Consider the following 15128-nt stretch of genomic DNA (forward strand, 5'->3'; position numbering starts at 1 on the left):
AAGCGCGCACCTGACTTTCTATCGCTGTAAACCTGCCGGGTCACCCGCTTGTGCGGGGCGGCGGAACCCTGCGCCTGCCGGTGGCTTCAAACGCGGCAGCAAGCCGCAGCAGGGCTGTATCGCTGTAAGCCCTGCCGGCAAAGGTCAGGCCCACGGGCATGGCGATGTCCCCGGCAAGCCCCATGGGGACCGTCACCGTGGGAATGCCGAGATGCCGCGGAACCAGGTTGCCGTTGGACACCCAGACGCCGTTGCGCCACGCCAGGTCTGCCGAGCGCCCGTTGCGGTCCGCGTCGGCGGGGCCGATGTCGGCGGCTGCCGGGAAGACCGCGGCGTCGAGGCCCAGGCCGTCCATCCACTGCTCCAGGTCAACGCGGCGTGTTTCCTCCAGCCCGCGCAGTCCCTCGGCCAGGTGGGGGATGTCCACGAGGGAGGGGACCCCGTGCTTCCGGATCCAGGCGGGATAGTCGCTGATGTCGTCGTCGAACCCGTGGTACCGGTCCGGCAGGGAACCGTCCGGAGCGGGGAAGATGGCAGCACCGTCGACGTCGGCCAGCCGGCAGAGGTCCGGGTCCCCGTTGGCATCCAGGAAGTCGTTCCAGGCCCAGGCTGAGAGGTCCACAATCTCGCGGCGCAGGTATTCCGGCGGCACCAGGCCGCGGGTGGCGATGGTGGGCGCGCCGGGCCGGTCGCCCTCGTAGTTGGACACCACCGGGAAATCGACCTCGACGACATGGGCGCCGGCGGCTTCGAGGTCCTGCCGCGCGGCGTTCCACAGGTCGATGAAGGACTGCCGGGTTTCGATGCGCTGCCCGGTGGGGCCGCCGATCCCGCCACCGGGGGCCGTTCCGGCCTCCGGGTCCGCGTTGATGTACATGCGGGGGATCCCCAGCCGCTTGCCGGCGAGCACCTTCCCGGCGGCGGTGCTGTCCCGGACCGTGAGGTCCAGGTAGGAGGCGGGGCGGACTTCGGAGGCCCTGGGGATCGGCACCCACTGCTGGACCCGCCAGAAGTCGCCCCGGGTTTCTGCGTCATCCGCCACCACAACATCCAGTACCTCCAGGAGGTCGGCCATGGTCCGGGTGTGCGGCACCACCACGTCCATGGTGGGCACCAGCGGCCAGTTGCCGCGGACAGAGATGACGCCCCGGGACGGGGTGTAGGCGCAGAGGGCGTTGTTCGACGCCGGCGCCCGGCCGGAGGACCAGGTTTCCTCCGCCAGCCCGAAGGCGGCGAAGCTGGCGGCCGTGGCCGTTCCGGACCCGTTGGAGGATCCGGAGGCGAAGGCTGCCGTCAGGTAGTCCGCGTTGTAAGGGCTCTCGGCGCGCCCATATACGCCGCGCTGCATACCTCCGTTGGCCATGGGCGGCATGTTGGTCAGCCCGATCAGGACGGCACCGCCCGCGCGCAGCCGCCCGATGGTGAAGGCGTCCTTCCTGGCCACCAGATCCTTGAAGGCGGGGGACCCTGCGGCCACGGTGAGGCCGGTCGCCTGGTAGCTGTCCTTCGCGGTGTAGGGGATGCCGTCCAGGGGGCCCAGCGTGGCGTTGCGGGCACGGCGTCCGTCGGACGCCCGCGCGTCGGCTATGGCGTCCGGGTTCATCACCACCAGCGCGTTCAGACGTATTCCGGACGAGTCATATTTCGCGATCCGCGCCAGGTACAACCGCACCAGTTCCTCACTGGTGACCTTCCCGTCCTCCAGTGCCGCACGGAGTTCGCTGAGGGAGGCCTCGACGACGTCGAAGCTGCCCTGGGTGCCAGGCGAGCCGGCCGTCCCGGAGGGCATCACGCCGCACCTCCGCCAGCTGCCGGCTGCTGCTGGGTGATGCAGTGGATGCCGCCGCCAAAGGCGAAGATATCGCGCGCGTCCACCAGTTCCACGGTGCGGCCCGGGTAGGCGCGCTCCAGGATGCCGGCGGCAATGGCGTCATTGGGATCGTTGAAGGCGCACAGGACCACCACGTTGTTGGCCACGTAGTGGTTGATATAGGACCAGTCCACAAAGCCTTCCTCGTCCTTCAGGGCGGTGGGGGCGGGAACATCGATGATCCGGAGGGGCCGTCCCTGGGCGTCGACCTCGCCCGACAGGACGTCCCGGAGTTCCCGGTAGACCTCGTAGTCCGGGTGGGAGGGGTTGTCCTGGCGGTGCAGCAGGATGGTGCCCGCGCCGGCGAAGGCGGCCACGATGTCCACGTGCCCGCGCGTGCCGAACTCGCCGTAGTCGCGGGTGAGTCCGCGGGGAAGCCAGATGGCCTTGGTGGTGCCCAGCGCGGCGTGGATCCCGGCCTCCACCGAGTCCCTCGTGGCTCCCGGGTTGCGGCCGGGATCCAGCTGGACGGTTTCCGTCAACAGCACGGTCCCTTGACCGTCCACATGGAAGCCGCCACCCTCGTTGACCAGGGAGCTGGACCTGACGGTTACGCAACTTTCCGCCGCGACGGTGCGGGCAACGTCCTTGTCCTTGTCCCACGCGGCCCATTCCTGGGCGCCCCACCCGTTGAAGATCCAGTCCACCGCAGCCAGCGAGCCGTCCGGCCGGTGCACGAAGGTGGGTCCGCTGTCCCGCAGCCAGGCATCGTCGAGGGGAACCTCGAGCACCGTAATGCCGTCGCCGAGCCATTCGCGGGCTGCGGTGGCATCGCGGGGGTCGGCCACCACAGTGACGGGTTCGTAGCGGGCGATGGTCTGCGCCACCTTGGTCCAGGCGGCGCGGGCGCGGTCCAGGGTGGGGCTTCCTGCTTCGCCGAAGGTGTCGTTGGGCGGTGGAAAGGCCATCCACGTGCGCTGGTGGGCTTCCCATTCGGCAGGCATGTGGGTGGCCGTGGCGTCGGTGGCAGTGGCGTCCAGGAAGGCTAGCGGGGAGGAATAAATGAATGACATTCACTTATTATGGATTCGAGAATGCCCGCAGGCAAGGGATTGGGAAAAATTAAGCTCCGGCTAGCTGGTAGCCGTCCTGTCCACGGCAGCCGTGATGGCCCGGGCCAGTTCCGCTGGCTTGGTGAACTGGGGCCAGTGGCCGGTGGGCAGGTCCACGTACTCCACGTCCCGCATCCTGGAAAGCTCCGCCACAAAGGGGTGGCCCCCCTGAATCCACTCCTGCAGCAGCGACGACGGGAACTCGCACGCAATGACGGTGGCGGGCACGTCGTAGCGCCTGTCGTCCTGCAGATGCTGCTGGTCGTAGGCAACGCCCCTTGGCTGCGGAATGGCCCGTGCCCGGAAAGCCTCGCGGAGGCCGTCGTCGAGGTCCACCAGGTCGGCGTCCTCGAACGCTTCCCACGGCGGCAGCGGAACGTCGTCGCCGTCGGCCGGCAGTTCATCGTTGATCACGCCGCCCTCACCCAGTGGCCCGCTGTCCACGTAGACCGCACGTTCCACCCGGTCCGGGCGGGAGTCCAGGGCGCCGTGGATGATGGCGCCGCCGCCGGAATGGCCCACGAGCACCACCTTGTTGTCCAAGGCATCAATGGCGGCAACCACGGCATCGATGTGGTCCCGCAGGCCGATGCCGGAGCGGTCTGCGTCGACGGATTGCATCCCGGGAAGCGTGAGCGGGTGTGGCCGGTGGCCCGCCGCCTCAAGCGCCGGTGACACCTTCTCCCACGACGAAGCGTCCAACCAGAAACCGGGAACCAGGATGATGTCCATGGTGGAACCCTACTCCCGGCGGAGGGGGGTGCGGGTGATCCGGGGGCATGCGGAGCACCAGGGCTTTCGCGCAGCCCCGGCGGGCAGTAAAGTCCCCGAGTAGCCTGCGTTTCTCCGACGTGACCTGAGAGGGAGCCCTCATGAAACGGCCAGAATGCTTTTGCGGACCCGCCGGCGCCGTGCCGGGCCCAGGCGCGGCCGGAGGTGTGGAGGCATGAGCGGCTCACCGTCGCAGGGCCAGGCCGCTCCGGCGAAGCGTGAGACGTTCTCCTCGCGCCGGCTGTTTATCCTCTCGGCCATTGGCTCGGCGGTCGGCCTGGGCAATATCTGGCGTTTTCCCTATATCGCCTATGACAATGGCGGCGGCGCCTTCCTGATCCCGTACCTGGTGGCATTGCTGACGGCCGGCATCCCGTTGCTGTTCCTCGATTACGCCGTGGGCCACAAGTTCCGCGGGTCTGCGCCGCTGGCCTACCGCCGGCTCCACCGTGCAGCCGAGCCGCTGGGATGGTGGCAGGTGCTGGTGTGCTTCGTCATCGCGGCCTATTACGCAGTGATCATCGCCTGGTCGCTGATGTACACCATCTTTTCCTTCACGGAGGCGTGGGGTGACGACGCCGAGGGCTACTTCTTCGGGAACTTCCTGGCCGTTGCGGAGGCCCCGGGCATCGGCTTCACCTACGTGCCGTCCGTCTTCTTCCCGCTCCTGCTGGTCTGGGTGGCGGTCATCGTCATCATGGTGGCCGGAATCCGCAAGGGCATCTCCCGCGCCAACTCCATCCTCCTGCCCTTGCTGATGGTGATGTTCCTTCTCCTGGTGGTCCAGTCGCTCTTCCTTCCCGGCGCAGCGGAAGGCCTTAACGCGTTCTTCACGCCGGACTGGGCCGCACTCGCAGATCCCTCTGTGTGGGCTGCAGCCTACGGACACATCTTCTTCTCGCTGTCCGTGGGCTACGGCATCATGGTTACGTATTCGTCCTACCTCAAGCGCCGGACGGACCTTACCGGTTCCGGCATGGTGGTGGCCTTCTCCAACTCCGGATTCGAAATCCTCGCCGGCATCGGTGTTTTTGCGGCCCTGGGGTTCATGGCACAGGCAGCAGGCACGGGCGTGAACGACGTCGTGACCCAGGGCATCGGCCTTGCCTTCGTCGCATTCCCCACCATCGTGTCCCAGGCACCCTTCGGCGGGCTCATGGGCGTGCTCTTCTTCGGATCGCTGGTGTTCGCGGGAATCACCTCCCTCATTTCCGTGCTGGAGGTAATCGTGGCCGCCGTGCAGGACAAGCTCGGCTGGGGCCGGGTCAAGGCTTCAGTGGTGGTCAGCGTGCTGGTGGCAGCTGTCTCCCTGGGCCTGTTCCCCACTGCTACGGGCCTCTACCTGCTGGATACCTCGGACGCTTTCGTCAACAGCTTCGGAATCACCCTGGGCGCGCTGGTCACCGTGGTGGTGCTCGCGTGGTTCCTGCGCAAGCTGCCGCTGCTCTCGGCCCACCTGAACCGCGTCTCAACCATCAAGATGGGGCGGGCGTGGATGGTGCTGGTGGCCGGGGTGGTGCCCCTCGCCCTGATCTACATGGTGGCCAACGAGTTCATCAGCAAGATCGGCACCACCTACGAGGGGTACCCCGAGTGGTTCGTGGGCCTGTTTGGCTGGGGCATGGCCGGCGCACTGGTGGTTTTGGCCCTCATCCTGACGGCCATTCCCTGGAGCCGCACTTCCAAAGCCCACCATGACCCCGAATACGACGACGTGGTCAAAGAGGATGCACAGGAGGCGGCACCATGACACCCATCGCCATCACCATGATGATCATTGCGATCCTCACTGTCTGGGGCGGGCTGGCACTCGCGCTGGTCAACCTCAAGAGGCACCCCGAGGACGAGGGCGCCCTGCCCGAAGAGCACGCACCCGAGCTCTAGGGAGCGCGGCCCCAAGCGTGTGGCCAGCAGTGTGCGCGGACGGGCTTAACCGTCCGTCCGCGCACCCCGCCTACGGGAAGCTGGGGACGTAGCTGGGCACACCGACGGCGTCCGTTGACACGGGAGCGCCGGTGTCATTGATGACGTGGTCCAGGGTGCCGGCGCCCAGGTTGACCGTGAGCAGGCTGTGCAGCTTCACGCCCGGCGTCACCGGCACCTCAAAGCCCCGGGTGGCGTGGATGGTGGGGTCCACGTTGTTGTAGACGTAGCTGCCGCCGCCCCAGAGTTCGTGGGTTGTGACGGAGTCTGCGATTTTGTAGCCGGCCCAGCCAAGGACCCCGTCGTGCTGCCAGGCGGCCTGGTTGGGCGCGTCGTAGGGCAGCTCATTCTGGAAGAAGACCGTCCTGCCGTTCTCGCCGTTCCAGATGACGTTGTACTCCTGGTAGTGCTCCACGAAAAGGCCCGTGGCGGTGACGTTGTCGCCGTTGATGATTACGCCGTTGCGGCCGGTGTTGGTGGTCCAGCCCACCCCGTTGCCGTGGTCGGCGCGCCAGGCCCAAATGTGGTCCAGGAGGACGTTGTCGCTGTTGACCTCCAGGCTGACCGAGGCTTTGCCCACGTGCGGTCCGCCGATGCGGAAGAACACGTCATGGAGCGTGGTGGGATTGGCAGGATCAGTGTGGACAGCCGAGCTGGCAGGCCCGCTGCCCTCGCCCTGCCGCGGCTTGCCGATCCGCATGAGCGCGGGTGAATTCACGTCGCCGGCGTCGATCGTGACGGCTGCGATGTCCACGCCGGGCACATCCGCAACGGTCAGCGGGACGGCGCCGTTGACGGCGGTGAGGGTGGCAATGCCCAGTCCCAGGACGATGGTGTTGGCCCTCTTGACCTCGATGCTCTCATCAATGCCGTAGACCCCGGGGGTGAGCAGCAGGTTCTTGCCGCGTGCCAGCTGGGAGTTGATGGTCTTGACCGAATCCGAGGGGCGGGCCACATAGAAGTCCGACAGCGGGATGCTGCGCCCCGCCGTCGGGCCGTTTTCCCAGGTGGTCCCGGAGGATTCCATGCGGACGGCGGGAACGAACACACTGTACTCACCCGAAGAATCCAGGGTGAGGTAGGGCTTCTCCCGGCTGATCGGTGTGCCGGCGAGTGTGGTGTACGGCGGGTTGGGGAAGGACTGCGCCGGCGCTCCGTCCACCCCGGAGAAGACCTGGTTCCAGACGCCGTTGGACCAGTTGCCAATGCTGCTGTCACGCACGAAGTACTGCTGCTGCGAGCCGTTGATGACATCGCCCGTCTTCGAATCGGAGATGAAGCCGCCGCTGGCGTACTGCGGCCCGGCGGTGCAGTAGTCCATGAGGGAGAGGTTGCCGCCAGTGATGTTGATCCGCCGCATGGGCGACGCCTGCGAGGCCGCCCAGAAATTCGCGGAGCTGCGGCAGCCCTCGAGGCCGGTGACGTTGATGGTGAGGTTGGACAGGGACCGCCAGAAGTTGTTCAGGGCGATGCAGTTATCCGCAGTAAGGCACCGGTTGTAGACGTCCACATGCCCGTTGATGGTGACATCCGTGGGGGAAGCGCCCAGCCCCGCCACCTCGGTGGAGTAGCCCACCTGGACGATGAGCGGCTCCTCGGCGGTGCCGTAGGTTCCCGGCTTGAACAGCAGTGAGTAGCGTTTGGATCCCATCTCATCGTCCACCTGTTCGGCAGCAATGGAATCTACGGTTGCCTGGATCTCGGCCACCGGCATGCTGGGGTCAAAGATCCGGACATTGGGGCCAAAGTCCGGCTCGGCAGCCTGGGGAAGGGCAGGGGGAGCCTTCGGTACGGGAGCCTGTTGCACCGATGCCTGCGCAACGGGGGGAGTGCCCGGCGCGGCGGCGGCCACGGTCCCTCCGCTGGCGACCAGGCCGGCCAGGAGTGCGACGGTGCCGGCGACGTGCCGGCGACGGCCATGGTTGCGAGGGTGCGGGCCGTGCGGCCTGTCGGCGCGCGGAGAAAGGGGGACGTGGGCTAGCGGCATTGCTGGTCCTGTTCGTTGGTGGGATTCGTCGAGCCTGGGCGGCAGGAAAAAGCTGCGGCGGTGGGAGCGCTCTCGTCGGGGAAGCGTAACACCGCTGAAGGGCACCGGCAAGGGTGGGGTGGAAGCGCTCCTACGGCGTCTTGACAAGGAGTTGTGAGGTGGGACACCATGTGGTGAGAGCGCTCCCACATTCGGATCACGGTCCGGCCCAGTTCTACCGCTCACCACCTTTTCGCCTTCGACCGTTGCGCCGGTCGGCAGGGCATTTTTACCTGACGAAGGAGTCTTTCCTGTGAAAAACCCAACCAAGTTCTCCGTGCTGTCCGCTGCGGCCGCGTGCCTGGCCCTGTCGCTGTCCGCCTGCGGATCCTCCGCTCCGGAAAAGGGTGGCGTGAACGACGCCACCGGCTCCGGCCCCGTAACTCTCACGGTGGGCACCTTCAACGAGTTCGGCTACGAGGAGCTTTTCGAAGAATACGAAGAGCTGAACCCCAACGTGACCATCGAGCACAAGAAGGCGGCAACCACCAACGAAGCCCGGGACAACCTCACCACCCGGCTGGCCGCCGGCTCGGGACTGTCCGATATCGAGGCCGTAGAGGTAGACTGGCTTCCGGAACTCCTGCAGTATCCGGACCGCTTTGCAGATCTCTCCGACCCCGCCGTCGAGGGACGCTGGCTGGACTGGAAGGCCGAGGCCGCCACCACCGCTGATGGCAAGCTGCTTGGCTACGGCACCGACTCCGGCCCTGAGGCCGTCTGCTACAACGCCGAGCTGCTCAAGAAGGCCGGCATGCCCACCGAACGTGGGGAAGTTGCCGCGATGCTGGGAACCACCTGGGACAGCTACTTCGAAGCGGGCAAGGCCTACAAGGCCGCAAGCCCCGATTCCGCCTGGTTCGACTCGGCAGGGGCGATCTACCAGGGCATGAGCAACCAGCTGGAAAAGGTGTACGAGGAGGAGGACGGCACCGTCATCGCGACGGAGAACCAGAAGGTCAAGGACACCTACAACCAGGTCCTCAAGGCCTCCACCGAGGACGGACTGTCCGCCCACCTCAGCCAGTGGAGCGACGACTGGGCCTCCGGATTCCAGACCGGCGCCTTCGCAACAACCCTCTGCCCGGGCTGGATGCTCGGCGTCATCGAAGGCAACGCAGCCGGGGTCACCGGCTGGGACGTTGCCAACGTCTTCCCCGGCGGCGGCGGAAACTGGGGCGGGTCCTACCTGACGGTTCCCACCCAGAGCGAGAACCAGGCCGAGGCCAAGAAGCTGGCAGGCTGGCTGACCGCGCCTGAGCAGCAGATCAAGGCATTCACCGCCAAGGGCACCTTCCCCAGCCAGAAGGAGGCACTGGAAAGCCCGGAACTGCTGGGCCAGACCAACGAGTTCTTCAACGGCGCCCCTACCGGCCAGATCTTCGCCGAACGCGCCAAGGCTGTTGACGTGACCCCGTTCAAGGGAACCAAGTACTTCGCCATCAATGACGCCATGCAGCAGGCCCTCACCCGCGTGGACGTCGACAAGTCGGACGACGCCGCCTCCTCCTGGGAGAAGTTCGTCACCGCAGTGAAGTCCCTCTAGGCATGGCTGTCACCGACCGGGTCAAGCCCCGGAGGGCAGGGGGACCGTCCCTGCCTCCGGAAGGGACGAAGGGTGTCCGGCGCCTGGCCTTCTCGCAGCAGGTCTCCAAGTGGGACGTCAAGCTCTCCCCCTACCTCTACATTTCGCCATTCTTCATCCTGTTTGCCGTCACCGGGCTTTTCCCGCTGGTGTACACGGCATGGGTTTCCCTGCATAACTGGAACCTCATCGGCGGGCAGGGGAAGTTCACGGGCCTGGAGAACTACGCCTTCGTTGTATCCCAGCCCTACTTCTGGAACGCAGTGGGCAACACCTTCAGCATCTTCATCCTGTCCTCCGTTCCCCAGGTTGTCATCGCCCTGGTGATCGCGGCGGTGCTGGACGCGAACCTGAGGGCCAGGACGTTCTGGCGGATGGGGGTCCTGATGCCGTTCGTGGTGGCGCCAGTGGCGGTAGGCCTGATCTTCAACAACCTCTTCGCGGACCAGTTTGGGCTGATCAACGAGATGCTGAAGGCGGCAGGGCTGGACCCGGTCCGGTGGCATTCCGACTCCGTTGCGAGCCACCTGGCCATCGCCACCATGGTGAACTTCCGCTGGACCGGCTACAACGCGCTGATCTTCCTCGCCGCCATGCAGGCCATTCCAAGGGACGTGTTCGAGGCGGCGACGATCGACGGTGCCGGCCGGCTGCGGCAGTTCTTCTCCGTCACTGTTCCCATGCTGCGGCCCACGGTGATCTTCGTGGTGATCACCTCCACCATCGGCGGCCTGCAGATTTTCGATGAGCCGCGGGTCTTTGACCAGTCCGGCCTGGGCGGAGCGGACCGGCAGTGGCAGACGCTGACCATGTACATCTGGGAACTCGGCTGGGGCCAGCGCAACTTCGGCAGGGCTTCTGCCGTGGCGTGGCTGCTCTTCCTGATCATTGTGGTGATCGCCCTGCTCAACTTCCTCATCACCAAGCGCATCGCAAGCCAGGGAGGCCGCAAGTGAGCTCCATCCCCATGATCGAACAGACCGCCGGGAAAGGGGCAGCCAAGGCGGCAGCGAGGCGCGGGCCAGGTGCCAGGAAACCAAGGTCCGGCCACGGAAGTGACCGCCGGCCCGGCTTCCTCACCTACGGATTCCTGGGTGCAGTCCTGTTGGCGTCCCTCTTTCCGCTCTATTGGTCCTTCCTGGTGGGAAGCCATGACAACACGGTCCTGAGCCGCGGCATCCCGCTGCTGCCCGGCGGGAACTTCCTGGCCAATGCCGCGAAAGTCTTTGACAGCATCCCGTTCTGGAAGGCGATGGGCAACAGCCTGATCGTCTCGTGCGTGACCGCGGCGTCCGTCGTCGTGTTTTCCACCCTTGCCGGATTCGCCTTCGCGAAGCTCCGCTTCCGCGGCAGCAAGGGGCTGCTGGTGTTCGTCATCGCTACCATGGCGGTTCCCACCCAGCTGGGCGTCGTCCCGCTGTTTATCGTGATGTCTAAGCTGGGGTGGACCGGCTCGCTGTGGGCGGTCATCATCCCCGGCGTCGTGACCGCCTTCGGCGTGTTTTGGATGACCCAATACCTGCGTGACGCCCTCCCGGATGAACTCATCGAGGCCGTGCGGATGGACGGGGCGTCCATGATCCAGGCCTTCTGGTACATCGGGTTCCCGGCCGCGCGCCCTGCGGCCGCCATGCTCGCCCTGTTCACCTTCGTGGCCACCTGGACGAACTTCTTCTGGCCGTTCATTGTCCTCGACCCGTCAAACCCCACCCTTCCAGTGGCTCTGCAGCTGCTGCAGGCCGCGCACTTCGTGGACTACTCCGTGGTCCTGGCGGGTGCCGTCCTGGCCACCGTCCCACTCCTGCTCCTGTTCATAGCGGCGGGACGCCAACTCGTATCCGGAATTATGCAAGGAGCAGTCAAAGGATGAGTTCCACCCAACTTCCGTTCCCGGAGGGTTTTCTCTGGGGCGCGGCAACAGCTGCCTACCAGATTGAAGGCGCAGCACACACCGGCGGCCGGCAGGACTCCATCTGGGATGTGTTCTCCCGGCTGCCCGGTGCCGTGGCCGACGGCCACAACGGTGACGTGGCCTGCGACCACTACCGGCGCTACAAGCAGGACGTGGCGCTCATGGACCGGCTGCACATGAAGGCCTACCGGTTCTCCACGTCCTGGGCCCGCTGCATGCCCGACGGCGTCACGCCCAATCCGGAAGGGATCGCCTTCTACTCGCGCCTGGTGGATGAACTGCTGGCCGCCGGGATCACACCGTGGCTGACCCTCTACCACTGGGACCTGCCGCAGGCGCTTGAGGACAAGGGCGGCTGGGCCAACCGGGACACGGCCTACCGTTTCGCCGAGTACGCGGCGCTCATGCACGGCGTCCTAGGCGACAGGGTCCGGATCTGGACCACCCTCAACGAACCGTGGTGCTCGGCGTTCCTGGGCTATGCGGCCGGCGTCCATGCGCCGGGACGGCAGGACCCGCGGGCAGCACTTTCCGCCGCCCACCACCTGCTGCTCGGCCACGGCCTGGCAGCCCGTGCGCTGCGCCGCGAGGATCCGGACGCCTCAGTGGGCATCACCCTGAACCTGACGGTCCCGGATCCGCGGGATCCCGGCAGCGAGAGCGACAGGGACGCGGCCAGGCGGATCGACGGCCAGTTCAACAGGATCTTCCTGGACCCGCTGTTCAGGGGGGAGTACCCGGCCGACCTGCTGGCAGACGTGGCGCACCTTGGAATGGCTGACCTGGTGCAGGACGGGGACCTCGAGATCATATCCACGCCGCTGGACCTGCTGGGCGTCAATTACTACCACGGTGAATCCCTCACGAAGGACCCGGCGGGACCCGGGGAACAGGCGGGGCAGGAGACGACGTCGGCTCCGGGGCAGGCAGCCCGCCCGGTGTCCTCCCCGTTCGTGGCAGCCGACGGCGCCCGCTCGGCACCACGGGGCCTGCCGGTGACGGGAATGGGCTGGGAGGTCCAGCCGGAGGGGCTGCGGCGCCTGCTCAACAGGCTGCAGGGGGAGTACACGGGTCCGGCCGGGATCCCCATCTACATCACCGAAAACGGTGCAGCGTACGATGACGTCCCCGACGAGGCGGGCTTCGTGGACGACCAGGACCGGCTGGGGTTCTTCGCGGCCCACCTCCAGGCAGTGCATGGCGCCATCGCGGACGGCGTGGACGTCCGGGGGTACCTGGCCTGGTCCCTGCTGGACAACTTCGAGTGGTCCTTCGGCTACCACCAGCGCTTTGGCCTGGTGCGGGTGGACTATGCAACCCAGGAACGCATCCCGAAAGCCAGCGCCTGGTGGTACTCGGCGGTGGCGGCGGCCAACGCGATTCCGGCCGGCACCCACCCCGTGCTGCCTTCGGAGCCGGGTGTCGTATTGTCTGTGTAATGAACGAAAAGTCCCGCCGGTCCGGCCTCCTGCACGCCGGGCGGCCCAGCCCGACGCTCGAGGACCTCGCCACGGCGGCCGGAGTGTCCCGCTCCACCGCGTCCCGGGCAATCAACGGCGGGCTGAAGGTCAGCCCGGAGGCGCAGGCCGCCGTCGACGCCGCAATCGTGGCCCTCGGATATACACCAAACCGTGCTGCCCGGAGCCTGGTGACCAGGCGTACCGGATCCATTGCGCTTGTCATTCCGGAGCCGGACGCCCGCGTGATGATGGACCCCTTCTTCGCCGCTGTCATCACCGGCGTCAACGAGGCACTCCGGGGCACCGACATGCAGCTGGTGCTGCTGATGTCCCGGGCGGGGGATGACTCCGCCCGGACCATGCGGTACCTGCGGGGCGGGCACGTCGACGGCGCGATCGTGGTCTCGTTCCACGAGGCGGACGACTGGGCGGAGACCCTTGGCACAACGGGCCTGCCCACCGTCTTCATCGGCCGGCCCTGGGCCACGGGCTTCGGGGTCCCTTATGTGGACCTGGACAACTTTGAGGGCGGCCGGCTTGCCGCCCGCCACCTGGCCGGCACCGGGCGCACCCGGCTCGGAACGGTGGCAGGACCGGCAGACATGACAGCGGCAGTTGACCGCCTGGAGGGGTGGATGCAGGGTATCCGGGAGGCCGGGCTGCAGCCCGGGCCCGTGGTCCACGGGGACTTTACGACGGCGGGCGGCGCCGACGCTGCACGGACCCTTTTCTCCGAAGCGCCGGAGCTTGACGGTGTCTTTGCGGCCTCCGACCTGATGGCGCTGGGGGTCATTGACACAGTGCGGGGCAGGGGCCACAAGGTTCCGGAGGACGTTGCCGTTGTGGGGTTCGACAACCATTCCCTCCTTGCCGCCAACGGCCTGGGCCTGACCACGGTGACCCAGCCCATGGTGGACATGGCCGTGACAGCCGGTCAGCTCCTGATCCGCGCGATCGAAAACCCGGAAGAGCAGCTGGAACCGGTCATCTACCCGGCCGAGCTGGTTGTCCGCGGCAGCACCGCGGGACACAGCCGCTAGAACCACCCCGGCGGACGGCGGTGCCCCGCAGCTGCAGGGCACCGCCCGTCAGGTCCAGGCCGTGGTTCAGCGCCGCTTGCGCCCCGGCCGGTCCTGCCGTCCACGCTGTTCAGAGAGGTCGCGTTCTGCGGAACGCTGGGACTTTCCGGCCATGACCACTTTCTGGTGCCATTCCCGCTGGTAGGCCCGCTGCGCTGCGGCGTCGCTCCGGCGGGCCAGGGCGGCAAGCTCCCGCTGCAGCTTCAGGTAGTTGTGCCAGCGGCGTTCCTCCAGCACGCCCTCCGCTATTGCCTCCTGCACGGCACAGCCCGGCTCGCTCTGGTGGGCGCAGTCCGTGAACCTGCACTGGCCTGCCAGTGCTTCGATGTCGCCGAACATTCCGCCGATGCCGTCCTCGGCGTCGAACAATCCGAAACCCCGCACGCCGGGTGTGTCCATCAGGACCGTCCCGTTGGGAAGGGGCACGAGTTCGCGGGATGTGGTGGTGTGTTTACCCCTGAAGTCGCCGGACCGAACATCGCCGGTGTGCTGGACATTGCGGCCCACCAGGGCGTTGATGAGCGTGGACTTCCCGGCGCCGGACGGCCCCAGGAGGACGATGGTGCCGCCCGCCGGAATGTGCGCCAGCAGCTCGGGGATGCCGTCACCGGTTTCCGCTGAGGTGGTGACCACCTCCACGCCCGCCGCCTGCAGGATGACCTTCCCGACGACGTCGTCCGCCACCCCCGCGAGGTCCGCCTTGGTGACGATCACCAGGGGAGTGGCGCCGGAATCCCAGGCGGCCACGAGCGTGCGCTCCAGCCGGTTGTGCGTCAACGGCCGGTCCACGGGGACCACCACGCCCACCATGTCCATGTTGGCCGCCAGGACCTGCGCCTCGGAGGAATCCTCGAAGGCGCGCTTCCGGCTGAGCTCCGAGAGCCGCGGAAGGACGCCGAGGACCTGGCGGTCCCCGGCCCTGTTGGGCCCCATCCACACCCAGTCGCCGGTGACTGCCGCGTCACCGGTCAGCGGATACGGAAGGTGGAGCAGGTCTGTTCCCGCGGCCACCAGGAGCAGTGAACGGTCCACGCGGACCACCCGGCCCCGCTCCGTTGCCCCGGGCAAGGGGTGGATGTCGAAGTGCCGGGCGACCGCCGGCGTGTAGCCGTAGGCACGCGGGCCGATTGGAGTTGCGTTGTGTGGCGTTGTGACGTTTGTGAGGGTGATGCTGTCCAGGACACGGCCTGATGATGTGTTCACTGTGATACCTCAGGGAAAGCCCCTGCGCACCGGCCGCAGGGGGCCCGGGTGTTGTGGCGCTCCGTTGAAGGGTCAGGCGGGGCCGGTGCAGTTCAGGGAAGGAGTCTGGAAGAGGGGTGCGGAGCGCTCAGGGCGCGGGGCTGCAACAGTCATCAAGACCACCTCCCTCTCCTGCCGTGGGTGACCGGTATCAGGGTCCCTTGGTCCGCCGGCGTCATCCGGCGGATCCACTCTAGCCCCGGCCAGC

General features: G+C 67.0%; 12 protein-coding genes. 7 read left to right on the plus strand and 5 right to left on the minus strand.

Annotated features, from left to right (window positions below):
* Window positions 1–40: 40 nt before the first annotated feature.
* Genes NFU08_RS05700 through NFU08_RS05710 form a run of 3 tightly spaced genes read right to left on the minus strand, consistent with a single transcriptional unit; the run spans window position 41 to window position 3654 of the window.
* On the minus strand, window positions 41–1789 hold the full coding sequence (locus NFU08_RS05700) for an amidase (protein ID WP_251421273.1): 1749 nt from the start codon (window positions 1787–1789) through the stop codon (window positions 41–43).
* Window positions 1789–2883 carry an agmatine/peptidylarginine deiminase gene (locus NFU08_RS05705; RefSeq protein ID WP_251421275.1) on the minus strand — a complete coding sequence of 365 codons (1095 nt, stop codon included), beginning with the start codon at window positions 2881–2883 and terminating at the stop codon, window positions 1789–1791. The genes NFU08_RS05700 and NFU08_RS05705 overlap by 1 nt, the downstream gene beginning before the upstream one ends.
* Window positions 2884–2943: 60 nt before the next feature.
* Window positions 2944–3654, minus strand: coding sequence for an alpha/beta fold hydrolase (locus tag NFU08_RS05710; RefSeq protein ID WP_251421277.1), 711 nt, complete (start codon window positions 3652–3654; stop codon window positions 2944–2946).
* A 214-nt stretch (window positions 3655–3868) separates the two neighbouring features.
* Between NFU08_RS05710 and NFU08_RS05715 the strand changes: the two genes are divergently transcribed.
* The gene (locus NFU08_RS05715) at window positions 3869–5443 is read left to right on the plus strand and encodes a sodium-dependent transporter (RefSeq protein WP_174182144.1); all 1575 of its coding nucleotides are present in this window, start codon (window positions 3869–3871) and stop codon (window positions 5441–5443) included.
* Window positions 5440–5577 carry a methionine/alanine import family NSS transporter small subunit gene (locus NFU08_RS05720; protein ID WP_013599219.1) on the plus strand — a complete coding sequence of 46 codons (138 nt, stop codon included), beginning with the start codon at window positions 5440–5442 and terminating at the stop codon, window positions 5575–5577. Before NFU08_RS05715 ends, NFU08_RS05720 begins: the two co-directional genes overlap by 4 nt.
* A 70-nt stretch (window positions 5578–5647) precedes the next feature.
* On the opposite strand, the gene NFU08_RS05725 is transcribed toward NFU08_RS05720, so the two are convergent.
* Window positions 5648–7603: an adenylyl cyclase gene (locus NFU08_RS05725; protein ID WP_246256432.1), complete on the minus strand. Its 1956-nt coding sequence runs from the start codon at window positions 7601–7603 to the stop codon at window positions 5648–5650.
* 292 nt (window positions 7604–7895) lie between these two features.
* On the opposite strand from NFU08_RS05725, the gene NFU08_RS05730 reads away from it, so the two are divergent.
* From NFU08_RS05730 to NFU08_RS05750, 5 genes are read left to right on the plus strand one after another with little or no spacing between them, the layout of a single operon-like run.
* A complete protein-coding gene (locus NFU08_RS05730; RefSeq protein ID WP_174180810.1) occupies window positions 7896–9188 on the plus strand; it encodes an ABC transporter substrate-binding protein in 1293 nt (430 codons plus the stop codon).
* 2 nt (window positions 9189–9190) lie between these two features.
* Entirely contained in the window at window positions 9191–10183 is a 993-nt protein-coding gene (locus NFU08_RS05735) for a carbohydrate ABC transporter permease (protein WP_251421279.1), read from the plus strand.
* Window positions 10180–11097, plus strand: a complete 918-nt coding sequence (locus NFU08_RS05740; protein WP_174180806.1) for a carbohydrate ABC transporter permease — start codon at window positions 10180–10182, stop codon at window positions 11095–11097. Before NFU08_RS05735 ends, NFU08_RS05740 begins: the two co-directional genes overlap by 4 nt.
* A complete protein-coding gene (locus NFU08_RS05745; RefSeq protein ID WP_251421281.1) occupies window positions 11094–12578 on the plus strand; it encodes a glycoside hydrolase family 1 protein in 1485 nt (494 codons plus the stop codon). Before NFU08_RS05740 ends, NFU08_RS05745 begins: the two co-directional genes overlap by 4 nt.
* Window positions 12578–13639 (plus strand): LacI family DNA-binding transcriptional regulator, encoded by a 1062-nt coding sequence (locus tag NFU08_RS05750; RefSeq protein WP_174180802.1) that lies wholly within the window; start codon window positions 12578–12580, stop codon window positions 13637–13639. The genes NFU08_RS05745 and NFU08_RS05750 overlap by 1 nt, the downstream gene beginning before the upstream one ends.
* A 66-nt stretch (window positions 13640–13705) precedes the next feature.
* Here the strand turns inward: NFU08_RS05750 and rsgA are convergent, their stop codons facing one another.
* Window positions 13706–14881 carry a ribosome small subunit-dependent GTPase A gene (gene rsgA, locus NFU08_RS05755; protein WP_397425268.1) on the minus strand — a complete coding sequence of 392 codons (1176 nt, stop codon included), beginning with the start codon at window positions 14879–14881 and terminating at the stop codon, window positions 13706–13708.
* Window positions 14882–15128 lie beyond the last annotated feature (247 nt).

Source organism: Pseudarthrobacter sp. NCCP-2145 (genome assembly GCF_023708005.1).
Lineage (GTDB): Bacteria > Actinomycetota > Actinomycetes > Actinomycetales > Micrococcaceae > Arthrobacter > Arthrobacter oxydans.

Bases quoted from the DNA above. Each gene is read 5' to 3' on its own strand.
- NFU08_RS05715 (WP_174182144.1), top strand. From the start codon at position 3,869: ATGAGCGGCTCACCGTCGCAGGGCCAGGCCGCTCCGGCGAAGCGTGAG.
- NFU08_RS05735 (WP_251421279.1), top strand. From the start codon at position 9,191: ATGGCTGTCACCGACCGGGTCAAGCCCCGGAGGGCAGGGGGACCGTCC.
- NFU08_RS05705 (WP_251421275.1), bottom strand. From the start codon at position 2,883: ATGTCATTCATTTATTCCTCCCCGCTAGCCTTCCTGGACGCCACTGCC.
- NFU08_RS05700 (WP_251421273.1), bottom strand. From the start codon at position 1,789: ATGCCCTCCGGGACGGCCGGCTCGCCTGGCACCCAGGGCAGCTTCGAC.
- NFU08_RS05750 (WP_174180802.1), top strand. From the start codon at position 12,578: ATGAACGAAAAGTCCCGCCGGTCCGGCCTCCTGCACGCCGGGCGGCCC.
- NFU08_RS05745 (WP_251421281.1), top strand. From the start codon at position 11,094: ATGAGTTCCACCCAACTTCCGTTCCCGGAGGGTTTTCTCTGGGGCGCG.
- NFU08_RS05725 (WP_246256432.1), bottom strand. From the start codon at position 7,603: ATGCCGCTAGCCCACGTCCCCCTTTCTCCGCGCGCCGACAGGCCGCAC.
- NFU08_RS05710 (WP_251421277.1), bottom strand. From the start codon at position 3,654: ATGGACATCATCCTGGTTCCCGGTTTCTGGTTGGACGCTTCGTCGTGG.
- NFU08_RS05720 (WP_013599219.1), top strand. From the start codon at position 5,440: ATGACACCCATCGCCATCACCATGATGATCATTGCGATCCTCACTGTC.